Annotated in this window: 27 protein-coding genes and 1 tRNA gene; 13 read left to right on the forward strand and 15 right to left on the reverse strand. The window is 71.1% G+C overall.

What is annotated here, in order from left to right; all coding sequences use genetic code 11:
• The 6 genes from FFS51_RS03700 to FFS51_RS03725 form a co-directional block, all read left to right on the forward strand.
• On the forward strand, positions 1-118 hold a 118-nt coding region (locus FFS51_RS03700), incomplete at its 5' end, for an integrase core domain-containing protein (protein ID WP_137877579.1).
• 66 nt (positions 119-184) lie between these two features.
• Positions 185-1,171, forward strand: coding sequence for an AAA family ATPase (locus FFS51_RS03705; protein ID WP_056519207.1), 987 nt, complete (start codon positions 185-187; stop codon positions 1,169-1,171).
• A gap of 10 nt (positions 1,172-1,181) precedes the next feature.
• A complete protein-coding gene (locus tag FFS51_RS03710) occupies positions 1,182-2,441 on the forward strand; it encodes a DUF58 domain-containing protein (RefSeq protein ID WP_137877580.1) in 1,260 nt (419 codons plus the stop codon).
• Positions 2,438-4,729: a transglutaminase TgpA family protein gene (locus FFS51_RS03715; protein WP_171006094.1), complete on the forward strand. Its 2,292-nt coding sequence runs from the start codon at positions 2,438-2,440 to the stop codon at positions 4,727-4,729. The genes FFS51_RS03710 and FFS51_RS03715 overlap by 4 nt, the downstream gene beginning before the upstream one ends.
• A gap of 105 nt (positions 4,730-4,834) precedes the next feature.
• Positions 4,835-5,449, forward strand: a complete 615-nt coding sequence (locus tag FFS51_RS03720; protein WP_137877582.1) for a hypothetical protein — start codon at positions 4,835-4,837, stop codon at positions 5,447-5,449.
• A 58-nt stretch (positions 5,450-5,507) separates the two neighbouring features.
• Positions 5,508-5,595 (forward strand) — tRNA-Ser (locus FFS51_RS03725).
• A 58-nt stretch (positions 5,596-5,653) separates the two neighbouring features.
• Here FFS51_RS03725 and FFS51_RS03730 read toward each other — a convergent pair.
• Positions 5,654-6,358 carry a cation-transporting ATPase gene (locus FFS51_RS03730; protein WP_137877583.1) on the reverse strand — a complete coding sequence of 235 codons (705 nt, stop codon included), beginning with the start codon at positions 6,356-6,358 and terminating at the stop codon, positions 5,654-5,656.
• A 326-nt stretch (positions 6,359-6,684) separates the two neighbouring features.
• Here FFS51_RS03730 and FFS51_RS03735 point away from each other — a divergent pair, with 326 nt between their 5' ends.
• Entirely contained in the window at positions 6,685-7,185 is a 501-nt protein-coding gene (locus tag FFS51_RS03735) for a hypothetical protein (protein WP_137877584.1), read from the forward strand.
• Here FFS51_RS03735 and FFS51_RS03740 read toward each other — a convergent pair.
• Both FFS51_RS03740 and FFS51_RS03745 read right to left on the reverse strand, forming a co-directional pair.
• Complete coding sequence (locus FFS51_RS03740; protein ID WP_137877585.1) at positions 7,182-8,897, reverse strand: ABC1 kinase family protein; 1,716 nt, start codon at positions 8,895-8,897, stop codon at positions 7,182-7,184. The two genes, FFS51_RS03735 and FFS51_RS03740, sit on opposite strands and share 4 nt — an antisense overlap.
• A 38-nt stretch (positions 8,898-8,935) precedes the next feature.
• Positions 8,936-9,511 (reverse strand): PadR family transcriptional regulator, encoded by a 576-nt coding sequence (locus tag FFS51_RS03745; RefSeq protein WP_045247339.1) that lies wholly within the window; start codon positions 9,509-9,511, stop codon positions 8,936-8,938.
• 139 nt (positions 9,512-9,650) lie between these two features.
• Here FFS51_RS03745 and FFS51_RS03750 point away from each other — a divergent pair, with 139 nt between their 5' ends.
• On the forward strand, positions 9,651-10,313 hold the full coding sequence (locus FFS51_RS03750; protein WP_056210024.1) for an LON peptidase substrate-binding domain-containing protein: 663 nt from the start codon (positions 9,651-9,653) through the stop codon (positions 10,311-10,313).
• Between the two features lie 44 nt (positions 10,314-10,357).
• Here the strand turns inward: FFS51_RS03750 and FFS51_RS03755 are convergent, their stop codons facing one another.
• The 4 genes from FFS51_RS03755 to FFS51_RS03770 all read right to left on the reverse strand — a co-directional run bounded on the left by FFS51_RS03755 (position 10,358) and on the right by FFS51_RS03770 (position 13,503).
• Positions 10,358-11,446, reverse strand: coding sequence for a DNA glycosylase AlkZ-like family protein (locus FFS51_RS03755; protein WP_249352647.1), 1,089 nt, complete (start codon positions 11,444-11,446; stop codon positions 10,358-10,360).
• Entirely contained in the window at positions 11,443-11,928 is a 486-nt protein-coding gene (locus tag FFS51_RS03760) for a hypothetical protein (RefSeq protein WP_137877586.1), read from the reverse strand. Before FFS51_RS03760 ends, FFS51_RS03755 begins: the two co-directional genes overlap by 4 nt.
• Positions 11,929-11,989: 61 nt before the next feature.
• Positions 11,990-12,610: a cation efflux transmembrane domain-containing protein gene (locus FFS51_RS03765; RefSeq protein WP_249352648.1), complete on the reverse strand. Its 621-nt coding sequence runs from the start codon at positions 12,608-12,610 to the stop codon at positions 11,990-11,992.
• Entirely contained in the window at positions 12,607-13,503 is an 897-nt protein-coding gene (locus FFS51_RS03770) for a cation diffusion facilitator family transporter (RefSeq protein WP_249352649.1), read from the reverse strand. The genes FFS51_RS03765 and FFS51_RS03770 overlap by 4 nt, the downstream gene beginning before the upstream one ends.
• A gap of 48 nt (positions 13,504-13,551) precedes the next feature.
• Here FFS51_RS03770 and FFS51_RS14880 point away from each other — a divergent pair, with 48 nt between their 5' ends.
• Positions 13,552-13,770, forward strand: coding sequence for a hypothetical protein (locus FFS51_RS14880; protein ID WP_249352650.1), 219 nt, complete (start codon positions 13,552-13,554; stop codon positions 13,768-13,770).
• Here FFS51_RS14880 and FFS51_RS03775 read toward each other — a convergent pair.
• Together FFS51_RS03775 and FFS51_RS03780 are read right to left on the reverse strand one after the other, a co-directional pair.
• Entirely contained in the window at positions 13,740-14,105 is a 366-nt protein-coding gene (locus FFS51_RS03775; RefSeq protein ID WP_045247288.1) for an ArsR/SmtB family transcription factor, read from the reverse strand. The genes FFS51_RS14880 and FFS51_RS03775 overlap by 31 nt on opposite strands.
• Positions 14,106-14,169: 64 nt before the next feature.
• A complete protein-coding gene (locus FFS51_RS03780) occupies positions 14,170-14,553 on the reverse strand; it encodes a DUF3054 domain-containing protein (RefSeq protein WP_137877588.1) in 384 nt (127 codons plus the stop codon).
• 76 nt (positions 14,554-14,629) lie between these two features.
• Here FFS51_RS03780 and FFS51_RS14625 point away from each other — a divergent pair, with 76 nt between their 5' ends.
• On the forward strand, positions 14,630-14,788 hold the full coding sequence (locus FFS51_RS14625; protein WP_048809123.1) for a hypothetical protein: 159 nt from the start codon (positions 14,630-14,632) through the stop codon (positions 14,786-14,788).
• 48 nt (positions 14,789-14,836) lie between these two features.
• On the opposite strand, the gene FFS51_RS03785 is transcribed toward FFS51_RS14625, so the two are convergent.
• Positions 14,837-15,904: a 2,3-butanediol dehydrogenase gene (locus tag FFS51_RS03785; protein WP_045247290.1), complete on the reverse strand. Its 1,068-nt coding sequence runs from the start codon at positions 15,902-15,904 to the stop codon at positions 14,837-14,839.
• Between the two features lie 233 nt (positions 15,905-16,137).
• Here FFS51_RS03785 and FFS51_RS03790 point away from each other — a divergent pair, with 233 nt between their 5' ends.
• Positions 16,138-17,595, forward strand: coding sequence for an HNH endonuclease signature motif containing protein (locus FFS51_RS03790; RefSeq protein ID WP_137877589.1), 1,458 nt, complete (start codon positions 16,138-16,140; stop codon positions 17,593-17,595).
• Here the strand turns inward: FFS51_RS03790 and FFS51_RS03795 are convergent.
• The 3 genes from FFS51_RS03795 to FFS51_RS03805 all read right to left on the reverse strand — a co-directional run bounded on the left by FFS51_RS03795 (position 17,570) and on the right by FFS51_RS03805 (position 21,693).
• A complete protein-coding gene (locus FFS51_RS03795; RefSeq protein WP_137877590.1) occupies positions 17,570-19,771 on the reverse strand; it encodes an ArnT family glycosyltransferase in 2,202 nt (733 codons plus the stop codon). The genes FFS51_RS03790 and FFS51_RS03795 overlap by 26 nt on opposite strands.
• A gap of 75 nt (positions 19,772-19,846) precedes the next feature.
• Positions 19,847-21,259: an MFS transporter gene (locus FFS51_RS03800; RefSeq protein WP_249352651.1), complete on the reverse strand. Its 1,413-nt coding sequence runs from the start codon at positions 21,257-21,259 to the stop codon at positions 19,847-19,849.
• Entirely contained in the window at positions 21,256-21,693 is a 438-nt protein-coding gene (locus FFS51_RS03805) for a MarR family winged helix-turn-helix transcriptional regulator (protein WP_056207504.1), read from the reverse strand. The genes FFS51_RS03800 and FFS51_RS03805 overlap by 4 nt, the downstream gene beginning before the upstream one ends.
• Before the next feature lie 60 nt (positions 21,694-21,753).
• Between FFS51_RS03805 and FFS51_RS03810 the strand changes: the two genes are divergently transcribed.
• On the forward strand, positions 21,754-22,320 hold the full coding sequence (locus tag FFS51_RS03810) for a cysteine hydrolase family protein (protein WP_056207506.1): 567 nt from the start codon (positions 21,754-21,756) through the stop codon (positions 22,318-22,320).
• Between the two features lie 77 nt (positions 22,321-22,397).
• Here FFS51_RS03810 and FFS51_RS03815 read toward each other — a convergent pair whose 3' ends face one another.
• Positions 22,398-23,324 carry a diacylglycerol/lipid kinase family protein gene (locus tag FFS51_RS03815; protein WP_056519435.1) on the reverse strand — a complete coding sequence of 309 codons (927 nt, stop codon included), beginning with the start codon at positions 23,322-23,324 and terminating at the stop codon, positions 22,398-22,400.
• Positions 23,325-23,375: 51 nt separating this feature from the next.
• On the opposite strand from FFS51_RS03815, the gene FFS51_RS03820 reads away from it, so the two are divergent.
• Entirely contained in the window at positions 23,376-23,978 is a 603-nt protein-coding gene (locus FFS51_RS03820) for a helix-turn-helix transcriptional regulator (protein ID WP_056207508.1), read from the forward strand.
• Between the two features lie 24 nt (positions 23,979-24,002).
• On the opposite strand, the gene moaA is transcribed toward FFS51_RS03820, so the two are convergent.
• A complete protein-coding gene (gene moaA, locus FFS51_RS03825; protein WP_056207510.1) occupies positions 24,003-24,998 on the reverse strand; it encodes a GTP 3',8-cyclase MoaA in 996 nt (331 codons plus the stop codon).
• Between the last annotated feature and the right edge of the window lie 18 nt (positions 24,999-25,016).

Here is a 25,016-nt window from a genome sequence, read left to right on the forward strand (position 1 = left end):
GCGAGCCGCGGCATACGAGACCTGGCTGCATCACTACAATCACCACAGACCCCACACCGGGATCGGCGGCCAGACCCCCTCAGCCCGCGTTCACAACGTCACGGGGAAGTACACCTAGACCGCGGCTCCGCCCGGCCTAAGAAGCGGCTCTCCCCCGGGAGCCCCACCGATGTCGGGAGCACGTATGACGGATGTGACCGAGGCGCCCGCGACGCTGGATGCGGCACGATTCGCCGAGCTGACGGGCGCGATCGTGCAGGCCGTGGGGTCGGTCATCGACGGAAAGCCGGATGCCGTGCGAGCAGCGCTGGTGACGCTCCTCGCCGAAGGGCACCTGCTCATCGAGGACGTTCCGGGCGTCGGCAAGACGATGCTCGCCCGCGCGCTGTCGGCCGCGATCGACGCCCGGGTGCGTCGCATCCAGTTCACCCCTGACCTCCTGCCGAGCGATGTGACCGGCGTCTCGGTGTTCAACCCCGCGACCCGGGATTTCGAGTTCACCCCGGGCGCGATCTTCGCCGACGTCGTGATCGCCGACGAGATCAACAGGTCATCGCCGAAGACGCAGTCGGCGCTGCTGGAGGCGATGGCCGAGGGTCAGGTGACGGTCGACGGCCGCACCCATCTCCTGCCCTCGCCGTTCTTCGTCGTGGCGACGCAGAACCCCCTCGACATGGAGGGGACGTACGCCCTCCCCGAGGCGCAGCGCGACCGGTTCATGATGCGCATCTCGATGGGGTACCCCGATGCCGCAGCCGAGGCCGAGATGCTGCGCCAGCGCGACACCGCCAATCCGATCGACCTCGTCACCCCGGTCGTGGGGCTCGCCGAGCTCGACGAGCTGATCCGGTGGGCGCGGCGGGTGCATGTCTCCCCCGCGGTCGAGGAGTACGCCGTGTCGCTCGCTGCGGCGACGCGCTCTCACCCCGAGCTCCGGCTCGGGGCCTCGCCGCGCGCGACGCTCGCTCTCGTCCGGGCCGCGAAGGTGTGGGCAGCGCTGGATACCCGCACATTCGTCATCCCGGACGACGTCGCGACGCTCATCTCCCCCGTGTTCGCGCACCGGCTCATCCCGACACGGGTCTCCGGCGGTGCCGGCGACGACCGGGTGCGGACAGTGATCGACGAGATCGTGCAGACCGTGCGCGTGCCGCTCGGCGTGCGGGTCTGACCACGTCGCCGTGCGATCCTGGCCCTTGACCCTGCGGGGCACCGGTGCCCTCGTCGTCGCGCTCGGATGCCTCATCGCCGCCCCGATGCTCGGACTCGAGGAGCTCGTGTGGTTCGCCGTGCTGCTGATCGCAGCCGTGCTGTGGGGCGCCGTCACCCAGTTCGGCCTGCGTCGTCGCCTCGACGCAACGCGGCAGGTCGTGCCCGCCCTGCCGGCCGTCGGCGAGCAGGCGCGGGTGCGCGTGCACGCCACTGTGCACGGCTCGCTGCCGGTGCCGCCCGGGCAGTGGCGGGACCGCCTCCCCCGAAGCCTCGCCGGGGATGCCCGCGGCGTATTCCCCGCTCTGCGACCCGGGTCGGGGTCGCGCACGATCGAGCTGAGGTACGGCGTGCGCCCGCGGGTGCGCGGCATCCATCGACTCGGCCGCCTGCAGGTGACCTCGACGGATCCGTTCGGCCTGGTGCGGCGCTCGCAGGCCGCCGGTGAGGCGACCGACATCGTGGTGACGCCCGAGCTCGTCGATGTGCCGGCCCTCGCCGCGATGGCGGTGCAGACCGGGGGCGCGTTGCCTGCGGCGACGAGCCGGCTGGGCCAGGGTGCGGACAATCTCATCCCCCGGGCATGGGCACCTGGCGACTCGATGCGTCGCATCCACTGGCGCGCGACCGCCCACCGTGACGAGCTCATGGTGCGTCAGGAGGAGCAGGAGGCCGCTCCCGAGGCGACGGTCGTGATCGACCTGGATGCTGCGCGCTGGCCGGCGCGGGCGAGTGCACCCGGCGGCGACCGGGGCTTCGAGGCAGCGGTCTCGGCGTGCCTGTCGATCACGACCCGTCTGGCGCGAGAGGGCTTCGCGGTGAGCGTCGTCGACGTGCACGGCACCCCCCTCGCGGAACGAATCGACCCCGAGGAGCACAGCGGTCTCGGCGATCTCGCCTTCCTCCTCGCGACCGTGGCGCCGACCGGCACGGGGGGAGGGCTGCATCGGCTCGCCGAACGGTTCACGGGCGGCCTCACGGGCCCCGTGATCCTCCTCGCCGGCAGCCTGGATCTCTCGGATGCCGCGCCTCTCGCGACGATCGCCCCGCACTCCACCCTGCCGATCCTGCTGACCGCGGCGCCCGAGTCCGGCGCGCTGCCCGCGGTCCGCGCACGCGGATGGCGCGCAGCCGCGCTGACGGGCGCCGAACCGCTCGCGACGGTGTGGCAGGAGCTCGAGCGGCGCGCGGCGGCATCCGAGTCGGCGGCGACGGAGGGCGAAAGCGCATGAGCGACGACCCCACCGCACACGACCGGGTGTTCGCGACACGGGACGCATCTGTGGCTCGACGTCCGCGTCGCACCGCGCGGGGCACGTTCCGTCTCACCGTGGGAGCGTTCGTCGCGCTCGTCGCGGCGCTCCTTCCCCTGCTGCGAGTGATCACTCCCGGCTTCTGGCTCGCCGCCGCGCTCGGTCTCGCCGCGCTCGTGCTGACGATCGGGTACCTCCTGCGCGTGCGCGGGGTGCCGGCATGGGCGGTCAGCCTGATCGAGCTCGTCGTGTGGATGCTCGGCGTCACCGGCCTCTTCTTCGCCGGTCAGGCGTGGCTGCTCGTCATCCCCTCGCCGGCGGTCTTCGCCGCCGTGCCCGAGGTGCTCTCGCGCGCGGCGCAGGACATCATCACCGGCTACGCGCCGCTGGATGCCTCGGCCGCGATCGCGTTCCTCCTCGTCTCTTCGGTCGCACTACTCGCGATCGCGCTCGACCACATCGTCGTGACCGCGCGGATGCCGCTTCTCGCCGTGGTCGCGCTGCTGACCGTGGCCCTCATCCCGACGGTGTCGGTGCAGCGGTCGATGCCGACGTGGGAGTTGGTGACGCTCGGGGCGACCTTCCTGCTGCTGTTCCGGTTCGAGACCCGCACCCGCCGGGAGCCGGAGCGACCGGGCGCGGTGCGCACGGCAGCCGGGTTCGTGCTGGGCGCGGCCGCCCTCGTGACCACGCTGATCGTTGCGCCGCTGCTCCCGACGCTGAACCCGGTCGTCCTCGTGCCCGGTTCGGTCTCGGTCGGCGTGGACGCCTCGATCGATCTGGGCCGGAACCTGCGCAATCCCGCCTCCACCGAGATCCTCACGGTGACGACCGACACCGGATCGGCGCCGTACCTGAGACTCGCGACGCTCTCCCTCCTGCAGGGGTCGGGCACCTGGGTGCCCGACGCGCCGTCGACGACGGCGATCGGATCCGACGGCACGTTCCCGGCTCAGGCGCTCGGGAGCACCATCACGACGACCGAGGCGCAGACGCAGATCGACATCAGCCGCCTCGACACCACCTGGCTGCCCGTGCCGTACCCCGCGGCATCCATCAGCGGCCTGACCGGATCGTGGGCGATCGCCGACCAGAACCTCACCGTCGAGTCCCAGGGCGGATCGACCCGCGGCCAGCAGTACACCGTGACGACGACGAGTCCGCAGCCCACCCTCGAGCAGATCGAGGCCGCACCGGCCCGCTCGACGAACTCGATCTACACCGTGCTGCCGCAGAACCTGCCGACGATCATCACCTCCGACGCGCAGCAGGTCACCGCGGGGGCGACGAGCGCCTACGACAAGCTGATCGCGCTGCAGACGTGGTTCCGTGGCGACGAGTTCACCTATTCGCTCAACGCGCCGGTCGAGCAGGGGTTCGACGGATCCAGCGCCGACGCCGTCGCGCGATTCCTGCAGGTCAAGTCGGGCTACTGCGTGCACTACGCCTCGGCGTTCACGCTGATGGCGCGCTCCCTCGGCATCCCCACGCGCATCGTGATCGGCTACCTGCCGGGGACGTATTCGTCGTCGACTCCGGACACGGTGACCTACAAGGTCGTCAGCGACCAGCTGCACGCCTGGCCGGAAGCGTACTTCCAGGGCATCGGGTGGGTGCGCTTCGAGCCGACGAAGAGCCTCGGCGTCTCGACGAGCTTCGCACCGGGGTCGGGTACGTCCGGCACCGTCGACAACTCGGGCTCGACACCGCAGCCGACCGCCTCGAGCGCGCCGACCGCCGCCCCGAGCGACCAGCCGTCGACCGCACCCACCACGGGCACGACGACGTCGACCACCTCGACGAGCGGACCGGCGATCGCTGCCATCGTTCCCTGGGCGCTGGGTGCGGTGCTCGTCATCGCCGTTCTCGCGGTGCCGGGCGTGCTGGGCGCCGCACGCGCGAGACGGCTGCGCGCAGCTGCGGCCCGTGGGGACGCCGTCGCCGCATGGAGTTGGGTGCAGGATGCCGCGCGCGATGTGGGAGTGCCCGTGAGCGCAGCGGCGTCGCCTCGTGAGTTCGGCGCCGCGCTCATCGCGCAGCCCGGCGTGCCGCCCGACGCGGTGTGGAGACTCGTCGACGCGGTCGAGCGGGCGGCATACGCCCCGCCACCCGCGCCGACGGGGCGTCGCGCCCGGCGTGCCGCGAGCGGCGACCCGGCGACGGCGGATGCGGCCGCTGCGGTGCGTTCCGGCGTGCTCGGGTCGGTCGCACCCGCGCGCCGGCTGATCGCCCGAGTCTGGCCCCGGTCGTTGTGGGCGCGGGAGTGAGTGCGACTCTTCCGAGCGGCCGATCCGCTCGGTAGTCTCGGTCGAATCCGAGCGGGGGCGAAGGTGCGGGGGCTCATGGGGGTCGGACGAGCGAGGGTGCCGGGGGTGCCGGTCGATTTCCGTGTGCCGCGGGGATGGCCGACGCCCAACGATCGGTGGGTGCGGGAGAACGCGATGTGGGTGCCACCTCCGGGCTGGACTCCGCTGCCGGGCCTACGGCCTGCGCCCGCCGGATGGCGGTTCTGGCGACCGAATCGGCTGTGGCCGATCGTCGCCCGAACCCACCTCAAGCGCTCGCGCACCTGGTGGGCGGTAGCCGACGGACTGCTGCTGCTCACCTTCGCCTGCGGCGTGTTGACCGCGCGCGTCCACGACGCGGGTCTCACCATCTTGGTGACCCAGGCGCTGGCGGTGGCGACGGTCGTCGTGATGACCGCCGCCGCGAGAATCCGATGGCAGGCGCAGCGCCTGGCGCAGGTGGTCTTCGCCTCGCTGGCGGCAGCGGGCCGGCAGCGGCGGCTCGACGATGCGCGTCAGGCAGCTGCATTCGGCGAGAAGAGCATCGATGACGTCGCCGTGGCTCACGATGCGGCGGCATTCTCGGAAGGCCCCCACACAGCCTTCGCACCTGAGCGGCGTGCGTTCATCGCACGCACGGCGCTCATCGTGTTCGCTGTGCTCGTCTTCGGTGTCGTCATCCTGTCGGCGGTGACGCGGTGAGGCCCTGCGCAGCGCGTGCGGTGAGGCTCGGCTAGGATGATCGAGGCCTTCGGGCCATGGAGGATTCGCCTAGTGGCCTATGGCGCACGCTTGGAAAGCGTGTTGGGTGAAAGCCCTCGGGGGTTCGAATCCCCCATCCTCCGCCATCGAACCGGCTGTCGCGCTTCCGAGCGCGGCAGCCGGTTCGTCGTGGAGTCGGCGCTGTCAGCGACCGAAGATGTCGCCGAGCCCCACATCGCCGAGCTGGTCGCCGATTCCGCCGAGCTGGTCGCCGATGCCGGTGACCTGATCCCCGAGGCCGCCGACGACTCCGTCGGCCCCGGCGGCGATCCCCTCGACGTCGACGCCCTGCGCGAGCTGATCGACGTCGACACCGAGACCCGCAGCGTGCTCGAGGAGGGGCGCGGCGACGGCGCTCAGCATCGCGCCGCCCGCAACCGCGCCGAGCAGGCCCAGAGCGGCCCCGCCGGCGCCGACGGCCGCGGCCCCGCCGCCCGCACGAGCGAGGATGCCCCGCATGCGGCCGGGGCGCTGCGCCTCCGCCCGGCCGGCCGCCCGCGCGAGGTCGCCGGGCGATGAGGAGCGCGGCTGCTCGTGCACGGGCAGCTCGGTGCGCATGCGTCGCTCGATCACTCCGCGCTGGTCGGGTGTGAGCCGGGCGAACGCGTCGCGGTGGATCTGCTCGATGTGCTGCGGGTCGGCGGTCTGCATCAGGTAGTCGTAGCGCGCGATCGCCTGACGATCGGCGGCCGATGCAGTCGTCGCGTCGCGCCCGGGGACCGGCGGCGGGGTGAGCGGATCACGAGCGGATGCCGCGCCCTGCCCTCCGACCGAGCGGCGCACCTCGCGCACCGCGTCGGAGTTCAGGGCGTTCTTGGCGAGGTCGAACAGACGGGAGAAGGAGCTCATCTCGAACCTTTCGTGGCGATGGGTGCGGCCGCGGCATCCATTCGTCGAAGGCGCGAGCGCACGACATCGATCGCCCTGCGGGCGGTGCGGTCGATGAGTGGCAAGGGATGCTCCGGGGACGGCGTGCAACGGACGCCAAGGTCTCCTCCACCCAGGGTGGGCCGGCGCACCGGGTCACGATCGCGTGACCGTAATGACGGCGTCGCCGCAGACGGGAGTACTCCCCTTGCTGGCCTCCACGGTAGGGGGTCGGCCTGGACAACGGCTCCACACCCAGGCCGGAGCCTCGGCACCCATCAACCTTCAGCATGGCTTAAGCTAGCACCATGTCACTCGAACCGATGCTGCGCCGACTCGACCGGATCGCGGGCGGCCGTGCCGCCGATCATCGCGTCGAGCCGTCGACCGACCCCCAGGTGCGGCGCGCCTTCACCGTGATCGCCTGGCTGCTCGTCGTGTGCTTCCTGCTCGGCATCGCGACCGTCGTCACGGGGGTCGTCCTGCTCGCCGTCGGCGCCGAGGTGACGATCGCCGTGTGGATGCGCTGCCTCGTCGTGCTCGGCATCTCCACGACGCTCTTCTACTTCCTCTGGCGCGCCCGCGCCGGCTGGTACTGGGCCTACCGCCGCCTGCAGCTGTTCAGCCGCATCTTTCCCGTCATCGCGCTGGTGCTCGCGGCGATCCCCGGGCTCTATCCGCTGTGGGTGATCACCGAGCAGATCGTGTTCGCGCTGATCCTCATCGGCGTCTCCGACTACCTGCAGACCGACTACATGCGCGCGGCGTTCCCGAAGCCGGCCGGGCGCGAGCCGGGGACTGAGGCCTAGCGCCTCCCGCCGATCAGGGCGCCGAGGAACGGCACGACCGACACGATCATGACGACCGTGCCGAACACCGGATCCTGCAGATGCAGCACAGCGCCGGTGATCAGCAGCGCGGCGAACACGACCGCCGCGATGAGACGGCGCCCCATGCGCTCGAGCCTGCTCACCCGACGCTCGATCCGAGAGGTGTCGAGCGCGACCCTGCCCTGCTCGAACCGCGTCACAAGGCCGTCGACGCGCTGCGGCAGCCGCACGGCCGTCGTGACCCACGAGAGCGCCTGGGTGGCGACATCCTGCACGAGGTTGCCGCGCTCGTCGCGCAGCAGTTTCGACGCATACGGCTCGACGGAGTTCCACAGGTTGAAGTCGGCGACGAGGGAGCTGCACACCCCGGAGGTGAGGGACATCGCGCGGATGATGAGCAGGAAGTTCTCGGGCAGCTGGAACGGCAGCGACCGCACGACATCGCCGAACTCGGTCGCGAAATCACGGAACTCGCGCGGATCGACCTCGCGCAGCTGAGCGAACCCCATGCCGCCGAATCGCGAGAACAGCTGCGTCAGGGCGCGCTCGAGCTCGCCAGTGTCGGCCGATGGCAGCAGCACGCCGACGTCCTGGATCGCGGCGACGAGACCCTTCCCGTCGCGCGATGCGACGGCGATGAGGAGCTTCCGCAGACCCGAGCGGATGCCGCTGGGAACCTCGCCCATCATCCCGAAGTCGATGAACGTGAGCTTCCACGCGGGCGCGGGCGCCGCGGTGCCGGATGCTGCGGGCTCACCCGGAGCCGCGGCATCCGCCGCTCGCACCGGCGTCACGAAGATGTTGCCCGGGTGCGGGTCGGCGTGGAAGAAGCCGTGGGTGAACAGCTGCTCGAACATCACCTCGGCGAACACGGGCGCGACCTCCGCCGGGTCGATGCCGGCGGCGCGCAGAGCGTCCGCGTCGGTGATCTTGATCGCGGTGACGTCGGCGAGGGTCAGCACGCGCCGCGTGGTGCGCTCCCAGACGACCTCGGGGGTCGCGACCCGGGGGTCGTCGGCGAAGTTCTCGGCGAAGCGTTCGGCGCTGGCCGCCTCGTGCAGATAGTCGATCTCCTCGAGGCTCGTCGCCGCGAACTCCTCGACGAGGTGGGGCATGTCGACGCGATCCGAGACGATGCGCACATGGCTGAGCCAGCGGCCCACCCGCCGCAGCGCGGCGAGATCGACGTCGACGATGCGGTCGATACCGGGGCGCTGCACCTTCACGACGACGTCGGTGAGACCGATGTCGTCGGCGACGGCGCCCGCGAGACGGGCACGGTGCGCCTGTCCCAGGGATGCCGCGGCCACCGGCACCTCGTCGACCCACGCGAACGCGGCGTCGAGCGGCACCCCGAGCTCCGCCTCGGCGAGGGCACGGATGTCGACGAACGGCACCGCCGGCACCTCGTCCTGCAGTCCCTCGAGCTCCTTCGTGATCTCGGGCGGCAGCACGTCGAGGCGTGACGACATGAACTGTCCGACCTTGATCATGAGCCCGCCGAGGTCGACGGCGAGGTCGTGGAAGCGACGCGCGAAGCGGCGCATCCGCTCTGCTCGTCCGCGCGCAGCGAGACGCTCGAGACCGACGCGCGGGAGGAAGAGCTCGAACCACCACGTGCGTGCGAGCTGGCGCGCCGCGAACCAGAGGATGCGGCGGTAACGGGCGCGCGTGTCTGCGACGTCAGGCATTGATTCTCCTTGACGCCGACGGGCCGGCGGCACGCCGGTCAGGCCTGGGCGAGGATCGAGTAGAGCTTACGCCGCGCCTCATCGAGCACCGCGGCAGCCTCCTCCGCCTGCTCCTTCGTGCCGCTGCGGGCGACCTGCGCGGCCGCCTGCGCCAGCTCGACCGCGGCCTTGGGCAGCACGCCGAAGCCCGAGGCGTCCTTGATGCTCGGCGCCTCCCAGGGCGCGGACTTCTCGGACGCCTCCTCGGCAGCCTCGCGGCCCGCGTCGGTGAGGGAATAGGTCTTGCGACCGTTCGACTCCTCGGCGCTGATGAGGCCCTCGTCGGCGAGGAGCTGCAGCGTCGGGTAGACCGAGCCGGCGCTCGGCTTCCATGCCCCGCCGGACCGCTCGGCGATCTCGCTGATGATCTGGTAGCCGTGCATGGGCTGCTCGGCGAGGAGCGCCAGCACCGCGGCGCGCACATCGCCGCGACCCATGCGCATGCCGACACGCTTGTCGAAGGCACCGCGCAACTGCTCGAACTGCTCCCACACGTTGCCGCCCGGCCCGCGTCCGCCGAACCCCCGGGGTCCGCCGCCGAACCCGCCGAAGCCGCCACCGAATCCACCGCTCATGATGCCCTCCAGGCCCACTCGACTATCGAACGATGGTTAACGATATATCGAGATGTGTCGAAGCGGAAGGGGGTGATCGGCTGTCTGCGAATCCACCCGCGGCGGCCCGCGGCATCCGTCCCGCTGGTTGACTGAGGCCATGGATGCCGCGGCGATGTTCCCCCTCGGGACCGTGCTGTTCCCGCACACGCCGCTACTGCTGCGCATCTTCGAGCCCCGCTACCTCACGATGCTCGGTCGCCTCCTCGACGACGAGGAGCCGCAGTTCGGCGTCGTGCTGATCGCGCGCGGCCGGGAGGCCGGCGGCGGCGAGGAGCGCGAGGGCATCGCCACGATGGCACGCATCGTGAAGGTCGACCCGAGCGGCACCGATGCCCTGCACGTCATCGCCGTCGGCGGCGAGCGCGTCGTCGTCGACCGCTGGCTCGACGACGACCCGTACCCGCAGGCGGATGCGTCACCCCTTCCCCGGCTCACGTGGGACGAGGCGCTCGCGCCGCTGCGCGCCGAGGCCGAGCGCACCGTGCGGCGCGTGCTCACCCGCGCGGCGGAGTTCCGCGACCTGCAGTGGGACGCCGACACCGAGCTGTCCGACGACCCGGTCGAGTCCGCCTGGCAGCTGGCCGCGATCGCACCGCTCGGCGAGTTCGACCGCTACACGCTGCTGCGCTCGACCACGATGGGCGGGCTGCTGCGCGGCATCCTCGATCTGACCCTCGACGTGGAGCCCGTCGTCACCGCGCCGCCCATCGACATCGAGGACGCCTTCGGCGGCGAACCGGGCGACCCCCGGGGCGACTGAGACGCGGGCACCCCGGAACGGTCGCGACCGCCACACGGGAGCGCTCAGCGCAGGCCGACCACCGGCATCCCGAGCCACTCGCCGAGATCGAACAGCTCGGCCCTCACCATCTCGGTCTCATCCTCGTCGAACGGCACCAGCTCGTGCAGCGCATTCACCCGCAGCACGTTCTCGCTGCGATCGATCTGCGCGTCGAGCAAGCCGATGAACCGGTCGCCCACAAGGATCGGATGCGCGAAGAAGCCGTAGACGCGCTGGTTCTTCGGCTTGAACTGCTCGAGCACGAAGTCGAAGTCGAAGAGCTCCCGCAGCCGGGGCCGGTCGAACAGCGTCGTGTCGTACGGGTTCAGAATCGCCACCCGTCCGCCGGCGTCCTCGTCGAGGGCGGCGAGCGCGGTCGGGTCGACCCGCCATTTCCACGACGAGCCCTCGACCGTCGCCGCGAGCCCCGCGGTACCGGCTCCGCTCCAGGGCGACTTCTGCTTGGCGAGCCCCGCGGCCTGCAGGCGTCGCCCTTCGTAAAGGCGCGCCGCCTCCTCTTCGCCGTACTGCGGCAGGTCAGACGGGAACACCCGCTCGGCGAGATCCCACACCTTCGTGCGCCCCTCGCGCCGCACGACGGCGACCTCGCCCGTGCGCATCAGGAACTCAAGCATGTGCGGCACCTGGTTCGGCCCGTACCACCCGCTGTCGCTGTGGCGGGCGACCTGCGCGGTGTCGGGGATCTCGCTCGCCTTCAGCGGCCCCTCGCCTCGCAGCCGCGCGAGCACCTCGTGCTTGAACGTCGGGTTGGCGGCCAACCACTCCTTGGTGCGGTCCCGCAGCGGCATCGCCCGCATGCGCGGCAGCATGAGCGGCAGCAGGCTCACCGGGCGGAACGTGCCGTCGTACTCGAACAGCAGCCGGTCGATCTCGACCGCCTTCTGCAGCTGACCCGACTCGTACGACCAGCCGATGCGCGACCACATCATGGTGTTCTCGCACGTGGAGATCACGCTCGTCGGGTCGATCTTGATGATCGCCAGCTGCTCGGCGACCTCGACGACGTCGCCCGGACGCTCCGCGTCGAGCAGCGCCGCACGCACGGCGATGCGCCGCGCCTCGTCGTTCGACAGCTGCACCGTGTCGGTCACGCCGCTCCCTCCTCGGGCGCGGAGACCGCGGCATCCAGCCTGTTCAGCTCACCCGCCAGCAGCCCGTAGGTGCGCGTGTGCGCGAGCCGAGCGTGACGGGTCATGTAGCCGACGAGCGGTGCCGGAGCGGTCACCTCGGTGACCTCGCTCACGAGCGTGCCCGCCTCGGTCGGCGTCGCGGACGTCGTCGTGGTGAGCGTGCACCCCGGCGCCGCGCGCACGTCACCGATGAGAAGCGTCGGCGAGACGCGCGTCATGCGCGCCGGGAACCGGATCGAATAAGGGATGCCCCACACCGTCGGCCGCTCGACGATCACCCAGTCGGCCCAGACACCCCGCCCGTCCTGGCCGCGGGCGACGACGTCGGCCGAGTGGAGGTAGGGATGCATGCCGCGGTGCCCGTCGAGTTTCGCGAGGAAGTCGACCGCGCGCTCCGGCACGCCCGGCACGAGGGTGCTCAGCTCGAAGGATCGGATCGCCACGCGTCCAGCATGGCGGCGGCGTGCGACATCCGGAAGCAGGCACTCGGATGCCGCGGCCGTCTCAGCTCTCGCGGAAGATGTGCACGGCCTCGCGGACGGCGTAGAAGACGATGACGACACCGACGACGGCATCCGTCCACCACCAGCCGAGCACCGCATCGAGCAGCAGCCCCGCGAGCACGCTCGCCGCCAGGATCCCGTCGATCAGGGTGACCCTGCCCTCGGTGACCACGACCTCGTTGCCGATGCGGCGCCCGACCGCGCTCTTCCCCGCGGCGAGAGCGAACATCACCGCGGCGGTGACGGCCGTCCAGATGATCCCGCCGAGGCTCGGCGCCGGTCGATGCACTGTCACGAGCGCCACGATCGACTGCACGGCGAGGTAGCCCGCGAGGAGCACGAACGCCAGCCCGATGAGTCGCAGCGCCCGACGACGCCGCACCTCACCCGTGCCGCGCAGCTCCCAGAGCACCACGGCGCTCGCGCCGATCTCGATCAGGCTGTCGAGCCCGAAGCCGGCGAGCGCGACGGAGCTCGCCGACCACGCGAGAACGGCCAGCACGACGACGCCGACCACGTTCCACAGCAACGTCGTCCACTCGAGCGCGACCGCGATACGGATGCCGCGACGATCGCTGCGCTCCGACATCCCGCCGGGCGGGGTGACGCCCGGATGGGTCACGACGACTCCTCGTGGACGTGTCCGGCAGCTGTCGTCATGACGGGCGTGACCATCTCGACCTGGAGGTCGTCGAGGCTCCGGAGTGTCGTGCGCGCCCGCTCTCGGGCGTGCCCGGCGATCGCCTGCGCATCGGCGAGGGAGGCGGCATCCGTCTCGAGTCGCACAGCCCCCTGCAGCCGGTGCCCGACCCAACGCAGCTGCACGCGTGCCACGCCGCGAACCCCGGGTGTCTCGCCGACGGCACGGTGGAGCGAGTCGACGAGCTCGGGCTCGATGCCGTCGAGCAGCCGGCGACCGACGCTGCGCACGGTTCCCCAGAGCAGCACGACGATCGCCGCGGAGATCGCGAGGCCCACGAGCGGGTCGGCGAGCGGGAACCCAGCGAGCACGCCGAGCCCGCCGATCACGACCGCGAGCGAGGTGAAGCCGTCGGTGCGGGCGTGCACGCCGTCGGCGACGAGCGCCGCCGAGCCGATGCGCCTCCCGACACGGATGCGGTAGACGGCCACGACCTCGTTGCCGGCGAACCCGATGAGCCCCGCGGCGATCACCCAGCCGATGTTCTCGAGCGGCTGCGGGTGGATCATGCGATCGATCGACTGCCAGGCCGCGACAACGGCGGACAGGAGCACGACGAACACGATGAACAGTCCCGCGAGGTCCTCGGCCCGCCCGAGCCCGTAGGTGTAGCGGCGCGACGCCGCCCGGCGTCCCAGCACGAACGCCACCCACAGCGGCACGGCGGTGAGCGCGTCGGAGAAGTTGTGCACGGTGTCGGCGAGCAGAGCCACCGACCCGCTGATCGCGACGACAGCCGCCTGCAGCACGGTCGTGGCGAGCAACAGGAACAGGCTCACCTTGAGGGCCCGGATTCCGGCGCTACTCGCCTCCATCGCGTCGTCGATCGAGTCCGCCGCATCGTGGGTGTGCGGGACGAAGAGGTGGGTGATGAAGCCGCGGATGCCACCATGGGGGTGGTCATGATGATGCGGATGGTCATGACCGTGACCGTGCGGGTGGTCATGGTCGTGCGGGTGGTCGTGGTCGCGCGGGTGGTCGTGCGCGTGGCCGCGGTGATGCCCCTGAGGATCCTCGGCGCTGCGACCGTCTGCGGCTCGCCGCGGCGCGGTCACGAGCTGACCCTGTCGGCGTGGTGGTGACGCGGGGTGCCGCCGAGCGAGTGCTCCGCCTGGAAGATCGCGTCGCGCACCAGCTGCGACGCATGTTCGTTCTCCAGCCGGTAGAACACGCGCTGGCCCTCGTGACGGGTGGCGACGATGCGCGCGAGCCGCAGTTTCGCGAGGTGCTGCGATACGGCGGCGGCCGGCTTGTCGAGGATGTCGGCGAGGTGGTTCACCGAGAGCTCTCCCGCATCCGTGAGGGCGAGCACGATGCGCACCCGCGTCGCGTCGGCGAGCATCCCGAACACCTCGACCGCCAGCTCGACGTACGGACTCTCGGTCGAGAAGCCGCATCCTTGCTTATCTGCACTCATACGCAGATACGTTAGTCGACGCATCGGTCGCCCGCGACGCCGCGGCGTCGAGGGGCACGGGACCTCAGCGGGTCGAGCGCCGCCCGCCGCGGATCGCGCGCACGGCGAATCGCCAGCCCACCAGGAACACGAACAACACGATGCTCGCGACGATGATGAACGCGAGCTCGACGCCCTGCGAGGACACGACGCGCAGCAGCATCCCGATCACGACCGTCGTCACCCACAGGCCGACGCCGGTACGCACCGGTGCGAGCGGCGCCCGCCAGCCGCGGGTCACGAGCCAGCCCGCGAAAGCGCCGACCAGGAAAGGCCACGACGTCGTCACGAGCCCCGCGAGGACGTCCTCGTGGTGACTGGCGCGCCCGATCGCGGCGAAGACCACGACCAGCACGAGATCGACGATGAGCGCGACGGTGACGGTGCGCGGGGCGGGACGGGGCGACATGGATACTCCTCGACGGTCGACTCGATCATCTTCCCCGATCCAGCCTCTGGGCGCGACGGAGGTGGGACCATGAAGCATGGACGCACTCGCGCAGTTCGGTCAGGGCCTCGCCCTCACCCTCGCCGCGTTCATCGACGCGGTGCTCACGAACCCCGGCCCCTGGGTCGCCGCCCTCACGACCCTCGGTTCGCTCGCGACCTTCCTGTTCGTCGCGCGCACCGCCCGCCGACACTGACACGGCCCACGACGATCACTCGCCGCGGGCCGAGTCGGCATCACGCGATCAGGCGCGCGGGTCCACCAGGATCTTCACCGCGGTCTCGTTGCGGTTGATGAGGGTATCGAACCCCTGGTCGATCAGGTCGTCGAGGCCGATCTTGCCGGTGATGAACGGCTTCAGGTCGACCTTGCCCTGCTGCACCAGCGCGATGGTCTCGGGGTGGCTGTTGACGTAGGCGATCGTGCCGCGCAGGTCCACCTCCTTGAGCACGAGCTTCTGCATGTCGAGCGTGCCCGGGTGCCCCCAGATCGACACGACGACGATGACGCCGGTCGGCTTGATCGCGTCGAAGAGCGTGTCGAGGGCGGGCTGCACGGATGTCGCCTCGAATGCGACATCCGCTCCGACACCATTCGTGAGGGCCTTCACCTCGGCGACGACGTCGACCTCGCGCGGGTCGAACACGTGCGCGGCGACGCCCGTGTCGAGCGCCTTCTGGCGGCGCAGCGAGCTCGGCTCGGAGATCGCGACCGTGATGCCCTGCGCGCGAAGCACCGCGGCGGTCAGCAGGCCGATGGGGCCGGCGCCGGTGATCAGGGCGAAGTCGCCCGCCTTCGCGCCCGAGCGCTGGTAGGCGTGGTATCCCACCGAGAGGGGCTCGATGAGCGCGGCCTCGTCGAGCGGGATGGTGTCGCCGATGGGGTGCACCCAGCGGCGCTTCACGACGATCTTCTCGGCGAGTCCGCCGCCGCGGCCGGCGAGGCCGATGAAGTTCATGTCGTGCGAGAGGTGGTACGCGTTGTTGGCTGAGCTCGTGTCGACCTCGTCGCCGATGATGTAGGGCTCGACGACGACGTGATCGCCGACAGCGAGATCGTCGACACCCTCGCCGACCGCGTAGACGACGCCGGACATCTCGTGACCGAGCGTCACAGGAGCCGACTCGTGGGAGATCGGGTGCGGGTGACCGTGAGGGGGGACGAAGATCGGCCCGTCGAGGTACTCGTGCAGGTCGGTTCCGCAGATGCCGCAGAACGCGACGTCGATGCCGACGGTTCCGGGTTCGACGACCGGCTCGGGGATGTCCTCGATGCGGATGTCGCCGCGGTCGTAGTAGCGCGCAGCCTTCATGGTCGCTCAGCTCCTTTGCATAGTGGAGCGGTCGATGATCATGCCTCGCGGCCGCCCCCAGTGGCTGACGGGATCCTCCGTCTTCTCCACGCTATCCCCGCGGGCGGGAGCGAGCTCGGGACCGGATGGATGCAAGGTTGCATTCTGTTGCATCGTTTATATATACGTAGATCACACACTGTGGAGCAGCCGCTAGTCGAAGCAATGTCGGAACCCCGTGCAACACTCGAGACATGACCGATCAGCAGCGTGACGCCGAGCAGCGGGCCACCGCGCGGCTCGCCGCGCTGCTCCCCCGACTCGAGCGCACGCGGCGCGAGATCGCCCGTCTGCAGGCGCTCGAGGTTCGCCAGCTCGCCGAGGCCGAGGCCATCGCGGCCGAGTGGACGGATGCCGCGGCCCCCTCCGATGCCGACCTTCCGCATCGTGCGGTGGCCGCGGAGATCGGCGCGGCGTGGCGAGTCTCCGACCGCACCGTGCAACGGCGGCTGGGCGAGGCCCGCACGATCGCGGGCGACTACCCCGCCACACTCGATGCGCTCGCAGAGGGTCGCATCGCGCTGGCCCACGTGCGCGTGATCGTCGACGCGGGCCTGCCGATCACCCACCCCGAGCTGCGCCACGAGTTCGAGAACGCGGTGCTCGACTACGCCGAGAGCACGTCGGCCTCACGCCTCGCCCCGGTGGCCCGACGACGTGCCGAGCGGTTCTGCGACGAGACCGTGTCCGCGCGCCACGCGCGCGCACGTGCCGACCGCTCGGTGCGGGTCACGCCGCTCGATGACGGAATGGCCGAGCTCGTCGCCGTGCTGCCGTCGATGCTCGCGTTCGGCGTACATGATCGCCTCACCCGGCTCGCGCACGCGCAGAGCGAGACCGAGGCTGCCGCGCGTGCTGACGATGCGGCGACCCTGCCCGCACCACGCGCGGTCGATCAGCTCCGCGCAGACATCCTCGCCGACCTGCTGCTGACCGCCGACCCCGCGGCTCACATCGATCGAGTGACGGATGCCGCGGCCATCCGCGCGCACGTGCAGGTCACGGTGCCCGTGCTCACGCTGATGGGCGGCGAGGTCGATGACCCGTTCGAGTGTGCGGTGGGCGCCGGCCTCGTGCCGATCGATGCGCCCACGGCACGGGCGCTGGCCGCAGAAGCACCCGGGTGGGACCGCATCCTGACCCACCCGCTCACGGGCGCAGTGCTCGGCGTCGATCGCTACCGGCCGAGCGACCAGATGCGTCGACATCTCGCCGTGAGAGACCGGCACTGCAGGTTCCCCGGATGTCGCGTCCCCCTCTCAGCCTGCGACATCGATCACACGCTCGATCACCAGTTCGGCGGGGAGACGCGCGCCGACAACCTGGCGCACCTGTGCCGACGACACCACACGCTGAAGCATCACTCGCCCTGGACTGTGGTGCAGCGGGGCGACGGCGTGCTCACCTGGACGAGCCCGACGGGTCGCTGCTACGGCGATGCGCCGGCGAGCCGGGTGTTCTTCGCCCCCGATGTCGACGGTGATCCCGTCGATCTGCCCCTGTGGGATGTGGAGAGTCAGCGGGCCGGGAGTCTACGCACGGAGCGGAGGCCCCACACTCGCACCGTTCCGCCGTGGGTCACCCTCAGCGATCCGGTGGTGGGCGATACCGTCACAGCTGAACCGGTCATGGTCGGCACTGCCACAGCGTGAACGAACGGTCGGGGCGCGTCGTCGCGGACGCGGACGACGCGGCGGACGCGGCATCCGCTTCTGCTGTCAGCCCGTTCAGCACCGGAGACAGGCTCTCGGCGACCGACGACCGGGTGTCGGCGAGAAGCCCGAGGGCTCCCGCCGAGACGGACGCATCGGTGCCCCACGTGCGCACCACGGTGCAGCGCTGCTGCGCGACGAACTGTGCGACCGGGTCCTTCGCGCCGGCACCGGCCTTCACGACGAACCAGCGCACCGAGCCGTTGTCGACGAGATCCTTCAACTGCGCGGTCGTGAAGACCGGCACCGCGCCGGAGTATCCGCCGTCGGTGAGCACCGCCTGCCCCGTGGTGTCGATGATGTCCGCCGAGATCGCCCAGGAATCCGTGACGATCGGAGCCCCCGTGCCGGCGGCGGGAGCGGGTGCACCACTCGCATCGGCGGCGATCACCCGCAGCAGGTCGTCGACCGGCGTGGATGCCGTGGGGGCACCACCCCAGAGGTTCGGCGGCGAGACGTGGAACGACTCGGTCGCACCGGGGTCGACAACCGATGAGTCGGATGCCGCCGCCACAGGGAACCCGTAGACATCGGCCGTCCGCGCGGGGCGCGGTGAGGCAACCCCGGCCACCGCGGCGGGGGGTCGCCAACCGAGGTACGCGTCGATTCCCGAGCCGTCACGACCGGCATCCAGGGCCTGCACGCTCCACAGCGCCGGACCTGCCAGTAGCGCCAGACCGGCGACCGCGGCGACAGCAGTGGAGGCGGCGCGCGGCGACAACACCGCCCCCGACCGCACCTCGTGGGTGAGGACGACCGCGGCGCCACAGATGCTCACCGCCCCCATCGGCACGGCGAGCACCGCCGGCATCGCTCCCCACGACGCCAGCGCGACCGCCCAGACCGTCTGGCCGGCGAGCAACGCGGGAAGCACGAGACGGTCCCTGCGGCGACCTGAGCGCTGCAGCGTCCACGCGCGGGAGAACGCGATCGCGGCAAGGAGGGCCAACTGCACCCCGAGCGCGGCGAGGTACGCCGTGTGCGGCATGACGCTCGCCGTCAGCACCGCCGCCGCGACGGCAAGCCAGAGCGTGACCGCAACCGTCGTGGCGAAAGCTGCCCTCTCGGCCGCGGACCGATGGTCACGACGCGGCCACCACCGGGCGAAGGCGAGCACGATGCCTGCCGCCGCCGCCGGGTAGAGCCACCCGATCTGAGTGAGGTTCTCGGGGGCGAACAGCTTGGGATGGAGGGCGAAGCCACCGGTGCTCCCGAGCATCGAGGAGATCGCGGCCGTCGCACCCCCCGACTGCTCTCCCGGCCCGACCGCCCCGGGCACAAGTCCCGGGAACACCCGGTCGATGCCGTTGTAGCCGAACACCATCGCAAACAGGTTGTCGTTCGTCGAGCCGTCGACGAACGGACGGACACCCGACGGCACCACCTGCACGATCGCCATCCACCCCACCGACGCCGCGACCGCGACCGCGGCGAAGGTGCCCGCGCGCGCGAGGCGGCGGACACGGGACATCCCCCCGAGCACGAGCAGCGCGATCACCAAGCCCGGCAGCACGAACCACGCCTGCATCATCTTGGCTTGGAAGCCCACGCCGACGGCGATGCCCGACCACGCCAACGCCCACCACGAGCCCGTCAGCACCGCCCGCTGCCACCACACCAGCGCCACCGCCAGTGCCATCGTCACCAGGCCGTCCTCCATCGGATGCCCGAACATCGACACGAAGATCGGCATCGACGCCGCCGCCCCCGCCGCCACCAACGCCGCCGGACGACCACCCCACCGCAACCCCACCAGCGCACAGCACCAGATCGTCACGACACCCTCGACCACCTGCGGCAACGCCAACGCCGACGTCGAGAACCCGAACAACGCCGCCGACGCCGCCTGCGGCACCAAGAACCCCGACAACTTGTCCAACGTCACGGTCGCACCCGGATCGAACGCACCGAACACGAACGCCCGCCACGACTCCGACATCGACTTCGCCGCCGACTCATAGAACGCGAAGTTGTCGCCGCGGCCGAGGTTCCACACCATCAACACCGTCGACGCCGCCGTCATCACCAGCACGGCGGCCCACACGGGCCACGGCTCGGTCAGCAGCCGCCGCAGCCGCACCCGCGGAACGCGGTCAGAGGGGGCAGCGGCACGCACGACAACCCAGCCTGCCGGTAGCGTCTGCGCAAGTTCTGCCCGCACCCTATGCGCGAGCCGTGTGCTCGCCGAGGATCACGCGGCACCGCGGGCGAGGCGGTCCACTCTCCCCAGCGAGCGGTCCATAACGGCGCTCGCAAGGAGCACGAGCGCTGCGACGACCATGACCGTCGCGAGCCCGCGCAGCCCCGCGTCATCCGCTCGCACCGGGAAGAAGAGCCCGGATGCCGCAGCCGCGAGGATCGCCCCGAGATACATGAACGTGCGCAGCAGCCCCGAAGATGCTCCAATGCGGACGGGGTCGGCCTGGTGGAACAGGGCGTTCTGCACGGCGAGGTTCACCAGGCCCTGCGGGATGCCGATGATGACGCCGATCGCAGCGAGATACCAGAGCGGGCTCGCGCTCGTCGCGAACAGCAGCATGCCGCACGCGACGAGCTGCGCCGCGGCGCCCACGATCAGCTTCGCGCGCACCTCGGCGCGCCGCCCGGTGAGCGAAGCCACCGCGATGCCGACCACGAACGTCGGCAGCAGCAGCAGACCCGTCGCGGTCGGGTCGAGCCCGCGGTCGTCCTCGAGCCACTGGGTGTACCCGTAGAGGAACGCGTACGACACGACCGCGGCGAGCACCGCGCGCCCGAACGTCACGATGAGCGGCACGTTCCCGGCGAACACCCGCACGTCGATGAACGGTTCGTGTGCGCGCAGCTCGCGCCAGGCGAACAGGCATGCCGCGGCCACCGCGACCCCGAGCAGCCACAGCGTCGAGACCGCCGGCGCCATGAGGAAGAACAGCAGCGTCACGAGGGTGGCCGTGAACAGTGCGATGCCGAGCAGGTCGAACGGGCGGCGCTGCGACGCGGCATCCGCTCTGCGCGGCTCGCGGGGCAGCGTGACGGCTCCGAGCACGAGGCACGCGAGGGAGAGGGGGATGTTGACCGCGAACGTCGCCCGCCACCCGCCGAGGCCGATCAGCAGCCCGCCGAGGGTGGGCCCGATGACGGCGACCGTCTGCGTCGAGACGGAGAGCACCGTCAGCACACCGGCGGGAGAGGCGATGCCGGCGCGGTCGCTCTCGCGTCGAATCAGCGACATCGCCGACGGGTATCCGGCGCAGGTGCCGAATCCGAGGATGACCCGCGCCACGACGAGCACCCAGAGGGCGGGCGCAAGCATGCCGATGATCCCGGCGATGCCGGTGAGCGAGACGCCCACGAGGTAGACCGGCCGGGGGCCGAACCTGTCGACGAGGCGACCGACGACCGGCTGACCGATCGCCGTGGCGACGTAGAGCGCCGAGACGAGCCAGGCTGTCTGGGCCGCGGGGGCGCCGAAGGCCAGCGCGATGGGCACGAGCGCGACGGCGATGATCGACGAGTTGATGGGGTTGAGGATCGCACCGAGCATCATCGACGGCAGCAGCCGACGGTCGAAGCGGTCGGCCGGCGGGCGACGCCGCCCGGCGGGTACGGCGACGGCGCCGGTCACCGGTCGGCGACCCGGTCGAGCACGGCCGCGGCGCGGATCAGCAGCTGGCGTTCCTGCTCGGTGCAGACCTCGTCGAGTCGTCCGACGATCCACTCGCCGCGGGCGGCGCGGTTGCCCTCCTCGACCTCGGCCCCGGCGGCGGTCAAAGTCACGACCTGCCGTCTGCCGTCGGTCGGGTCGGGGGTACGCGAGATGAGTCCGCGCTGCTCGAGCGCCACGAGCGTCGCGGCCATCGACTGCGGACGGATGCCCTCGAGCTGGGCGAGACCGGCGGCGGTCGCGGCCTCCCCCTTGCTGAGCCGCACGATGACGGATGCCTGGCTGGGCGTGATGTCGTCGTCCGTGGCGACCTCCTGCATGCGCCGCCGCAGCCGACCGAACGCGACCCGGATGTCCTGGGCGGCGGTCACGGCGGAGGCGGAGTGCGCAGTCATATTCGACAGTCTAGCCTGATCAGTTTGACCTGACCAGTTTCGCCTGTTTATCGTGTGGTCATGACGACCTCACGCCCCGCCCTCCTGCTGATGGACTTCCAGCCCGCGATCGTCGCCCGCGGCGGGAGCCCCGAGATCTTCGCCGCCGCACGCACCGCCCTCGACGCGGCCCGCAGCCAGGGCATCCCGGTGTTCTTCGTGCGCGTCGCATTCCGGCCCGGCTTCCCCGAGGTGCCGCAGAGCAACGTCGCCTTCACCGCCCTCGCCGCCGCCGCCGGCGACGCGCTCACGGAGCAGAGCCCCGCGACGCAGATCATCGCCGAGCTCGCACCACTGCCGAGCGAGCCCATCGTCACCAAGCGCCGCTACAGCGCCTTCACCGGCAGCGACCTCGACGTGCTGCTGCGTGGGCAGGGCGTCACGCACCTCGTGCTCGCGGGCATCTCGACCAGCGGGGTCGTGCTCTCGACCTTCCGCCAGGCGTTCGACCTCGACTACGGCCTCACCGTACTCTCCGACGCGAGCGGCGACGGCGACCCCGAGCTCTCCGACCTGCTACTCACCCGCGTCTTCCCCCGCCAGGGCACCGTCGTCACCGCAGCCGAATGGGCCGCCGGCCTGGAGTGAGCACGGGCGCGATCAGCGCGCGCGCAGCACACCAGGGTCGATGCGGGCGGCGAAGCGGGTGACGTCGAGGCGCCCTCTCAGCGCACGCGCAACACACCCGCATCGATTCGGGCGGTGAAGCGGGTGACGTCCCCGATCTCCTCACCGTCGATCTCGAAGGCGCGCGGCTCGGCGAGGGTGATCTCGATGCGGGTCGCCTGCACGTGACGCATCGTCTCCGTGCTCACGGCGTCGTCGGAACCCCCGAACACGCGACGCAGACCGTTGTCCCACACCACGGTCTTCAGGTTCGCCGCCCACTCGAGCATGCCGGTCGCGCTGACGGCGAGGAGGTCGAGCGTGCCGTCATCGGGTGCCGCGTCGGGCAACAGGGTGATTCCGCCCTGGATGGTGCCGCAGTTGCCGATCAGCACGGTGTGGGCGGATGCCTCGACCGCCTCCCCACCGTCGACGACCGCCGTCACCCCGACCAGCTCCGTCGCCGAGATCGCACGGCCCATCGCCTCCACGTAGGCGAGCCATCCGGCGCGCTTCTTCAGGTCGTCGCTGGTCTCGGCGAGCATGTGGGCATCGAGTCCGAAGCCCACCATCACGACGAACCCGTGGGTCTCGATCGCTCCGTCACGGTCGATGTCGACCCAGCCGAGGTCGATCTGCCGGGCAGATGCCTCGACGGCCCGGGTGAGCGCAGCCTTCACGCTGCCGAGCGGCACCCCGAGGTTGCGCGCCAGCAGGTTCCCGGTCCCCCGCGGCACGATGGCGAGCTCGGTGTCCGTACCCGCGAGCACCTCCGCGACAGCTCGAACGGTGCCGTCGCCGCCGGCGGCGATCACCAGCGTGCAGCCGTCGGCGAGCGCCGCGCGGGCGGGCCCCTGACCCGGGTCATCCGGAGTCGTCTCGAACCACGAGGCATCCGTCACACCGACCGCGGCGAGCGACTTCTCGAGCTGCTCGCGCTCGATCTTGCTGGGATTGAACACGATTCCGATGCGCGCGGGGGTCACACGCCCATTCTGTCTGGTCAAATCACCGACGGGAGGCGGATAATACGTGCCATGCCCCGCCCCGGATACTCGGCGATCTCCAGCTTTTCGCGCGTGCGCATCCTGCACCTGCTGCAGGAGAGCCCCCAGCGCACCATCAGCGACCTGTGCGAGATCACGGGCCTGCATCCGAACACGGTGCGCGAGCACGTGCAGCGGCTGATCGACGGCGGGTACGTCGTGCCCGAGGTCGAGAAGCGCACGACGCGCGGCCGCCCTCGCGTGCTCTACTCGGCCGCCGATGGCGTGCAGGACTGGAGCCCGATCGCCGCCCGCAAGGCGCGCGACGCTGCCGAGCGCGGCGACCTGATGCGGCGCGTCATGCCCTGGACCGACGATCACGCCCTCGAGAACGACGCCGTGCACCAGCTCGACGCGCTCGTGGAGGACCTCGGCGACGCCGGCTTCGACCCGGTCGTCGACCAGCACCAGCTCACCGTCGACCTGAGCCCGTGCCCACACTCGGGCTCGGAGAGCGGAAACCGCTCCGTGCTGTGCGCCGTGCACCTCAACCTCATGGACGGCGTCCTCGCGCAGGCACGGGGACCGCTGCGGGTCGAGGGCATGGCCCCGTCGTGCAACCCGCACGAGTGCGTCGTGCACCTGACCCGCTGAGGTCGGCGCACCCGCACGCGGCCGTCAGCCGCCGATCGCGTTCATCCCGCGCTGCGGCTGCACGAACCCGGGTTCGTCGATGCCGTGCGAACGCCGCTTTCCCGCGACGCACGCGCGCAGCACCTCGTCGATGTCTCCGACCGCGCCGCCGCGCAGCACGGGCACGAGGTCGTACTCCGACCGCGAGAACAGGCAGTTGCGCAGCTGACCGTCGGCGGTCAGTCGCAGTCGGTCGCACCCCGCGCAGAACGGCGCAGTCACGGAGGCGATGACCCCGACCGATGCCGGACCGCCTTCGAGCAGGAAGCGCTCAGCGGGGGCGTGCTCGCGCTCGCCCGCCGGCACGAGCCGCCAGCGCTCACCGAGCGCGGCGAGGATCTCCTCGCGGGTGACCAGCTGCGCGCGGTCCCACGTGTGCGAGACATCCAGAGGCATCTGCTCGATGAAACGCAGCTCAGCCCGGATCGAGAGCGCGAACTCCACCAGCTCGACCAGCTCGTCGTCGTTGACGCCCCGCATGGCGACGGCGTTCAGCTTCACCGGGGCGAGAGCGGATGCCGCCGCCCCCCGCACGCCCGCGAGCACCTCGTCGAGGCGGTCTCGACGAGTGAGGGCGGCGAAGCGATCGCGGCGAAGGGTGTCGAGCGAGATGTTGACGCGGGCAAGCCCGGCGTCGATGAGCTCGGGGAGACGCCGGTCGAGCCCGATGCCGTTCGTCGTCATCGCGACTTCGACCGGTCCCCCGGGCCCTTCGAGCACCGACAGGCGGGAGACGATCTCCGCGAGGTCGCGGCGCAGCAGCGGCTCCCCGCCCGTCAGGCGCAAGGTGTTCACGCCGGCGGCGACGGCCACCGTCGCCACCTGCACGATCTCGTCCACGGTGAGGATGCTCTCGCGCGCGAGCCACTCGTTGCCCTGTTCCGGCATGCAGTAGGTGCAGCGCAGCGAGCAGCGGTCGGTCAGGGAGATCCGCAGGTCGCTGTGCACCCGGCCGTGGGTGTCGACGAGCGGCGCGATCATGTCTCGAGGCTAATGCCG

The sequence above is a fragment of the Microbacterium sp. 4NA327F11 genome, from assembly GCF_005503465.1.
Taxonomy (GTDB): domain Bacteria; phylum Actinomycetota; class Actinomycetes; order Actinomycetales; family Microbacteriaceae; genus Microbacterium; species Microbacterium ginsengisoli.